General features: G+C 62.8%; 3 protein-coding genes. All 3 read right to left on the bottom strand.

All coding sequences use genetic code 11. The annotated features are described in order from the left end of the window. The coding region (locus C476_RS16830; protein WP_008015197.1) for a (Fe-S)-binding protein at positions 1–1131 on the bottom strand (1131 nt) is incomplete at its 3' end. A 36-nt stretch (positions 1132–1167) separates the two neighbouring features. Continuing rightward, positions 1168–1554 (bottom strand): Zn-ribbon domain-containing OB-fold protein, encoded by a 387-nt coding sequence (locus C476_RS16825; RefSeq protein WP_008015195.1) that lies wholly within the window; start codon positions 1552–1554, stop codon positions 1168–1170. Then, positions 1554–1943 (bottom strand): thiolase C-terminal domain-containing protein (locus tag C476_RS16820; protein WP_008015194.1); only part of this gene is annotated, 390 nt, incomplete at its 5' end. The genes C476_RS16825 and C476_RS16820, both read right to left, overlap by 1 nt.

The following is a 1943-nucleotide window of genomic DNA, read 5'->3' as shown; positions in this document are numbered from 1 at the left end:
GATTCCTTGATCGGCCCTGTATTCGGGATCGATTCCTACCGACAGACGCGAATCTCGTGCACGGATTTTGGGGTATTCGCAGCACCACTCGAGGTCCTCGCGATAGGATTTCAGATCGAGGATGACGTTACGCGGATCGAGCGGGCGGTCGGAGGCTTTGGCAGGACAGACCGACGAACACCGCCCACACTTGGTACAGGCGTCCTGATCCAGCAGCTCTTTCCAGGTGAAGTCGTCGATGGACTCGGCGTTGGTCGCGTCCAGGTCCGAAGGGACGTTGGGAAGCCGTTTTCCGGCTTTCTCGTCACGGGTGACGACGTTCGCGAAGGAGGAGAGCATGTGGAACGGCTTGGCGTAGGGGATCCAGGCGATGAAGAAGAAGGCGATCAGTGAGTGGGTCCACCACGCGAGCCAGTGAAGATTCTCGACGTTGAGTCCGGCTCCATTAAGCCCCGCCTGCTCGGGGCCCAGCGTCGCCAGCCCGAGCGCGTCGAAGCCAAGCGCCATCCCGTAGGCGACGAAGCTGACGACCTCGTGGTCGGGAATCCCGGCGCTGTAGACGCGCAGTCCCTCGAGCAGGAAGCCGCCGATGCCGAGAGCGAACAGCGTCCAGATGAACAGATCGTCCTCAGCGGAGGTGTGGCGGTCCCAGAGACGGTGGTTGCGGACCCAGTAGCGCCGGTAGAGGGCCATGCCGATGCCGACGACGAACAACAGCCCCATGGCGTCGACGATGAACTGGTAGGCGAGATAGAAGTCACCGTTCCAGAAGGAGACGTGGAGCAGCTTCTGTGCGCCGTATTCTTCGACCATCAGGATGGAGGTCGCGATAAACAGCGTCAGGAACCCCCAGAGGATAAACGAGTGCATCAACCCGCCGTAGAGGTCCCTGTTGAACTGCTTCTCGTTCGAGAGGACGATCTTGGCCGCGCTCACGACGCGCCGCTGCAGTTCGTTGAGGCGAGGGAGCGAATCGCCATCTCCCTGTGTATACCGAGCGAACCGGCGGTAGACACCGTAGGTGAAGACGGCAACCGTCACGAACGCAAGGAAGTAAAACACCGCGTACTCGACGCTGGTGATCCCCCAGTACGTCTCCCGTGCGACATCTGTCTGTGCGATGAGGTTCATATGCTGAATTTAGAGGCAATTATTTTACAAGTCGTCTTACTCGGTCGGGCGGAAGACGATCGTTTGTTCGGCTGCCGTCTCGTTGGGTTCGACGGTCGGGGTGACGAGGTCGCCGATCGCGATGTCTTCTTGGTCGATGCCTCGCACGACACCCGTGAGCCGGACGCCGTCGAAGTCGACGACGGCGGTGACGTAGGGTGCGTCGTCCTCGAACTGCGGTGTCGGCACGAACACGGTCGTGTGCGTAACGATCTCGCCGGACTCTGGCAGGTCCCGTTCGGTGAGATCGCGGTCGCCACAGTGTGGGCAGGCACGCCGTGGCGGCAGCAGCCCGTGCTCGTTCTCGCAGACGAGGTAGTAACCCTCGCCGTCGGCAAGCGCATCGAGGAACGCGTCGTACTCGCCGTTAGTCACGTCAGTCATCACTCCATCACCTCCAGGACGTGAACGGTCGCACTGGCGACCGTTCCACCGGCGTTCTGGGCGACGCCGATCGTCGCGTCGTCGTCGACGGCGTCAGCGCGCGGGTGGGTGCCGTCGAGCAGCGTCGCGATCGCCGCGACCTGTGCGGCCCCGGTTGCACCCACGGGATGGCCTTTCGCTTTCAGCCCGCCCGAGAGGTTGACCGGCAGTTCACCGTCGCGGCGCGTCTCGCCGCGGCGGGCCGCCCCGATCGCCTCGCCGTAACTGTAGAGCCCGAGCGCCTCGAGGGCGAAGACCTCGGCGATGGTAAAGCAGTCGTGGACCTCCACGAGGGAGATGTCGCTGGGCTCGATATCGGCGTCGTCATAAGCTTCTTCTGCGGCCTCGCG

The organism is Natrinema limicola JCM 13563 (assembly GCF_000337475.1).
In the GTDB taxonomy this organism is placed as follows: domain Archaea; phylum Halobacteriota; class Halobacteria; order Halobacteriales; family Natrialbaceae; genus Natrinema; species Natrinema limicola.
Note: the sequence above shows the minus strand (reverse complement) of the source record. Positions and strands in the feature narration are given on the sequence as shown.

Bases quoted from the DNA above. Each gene is read 5' to 3' on its own strand.
- C476_RS16825 (WP_008015195.1), bottom strand. From the start codon at position 1,554: ATGACTGACGTGACTAACGGCGAGTACGACGCGTTCCTCGATGCGCTT.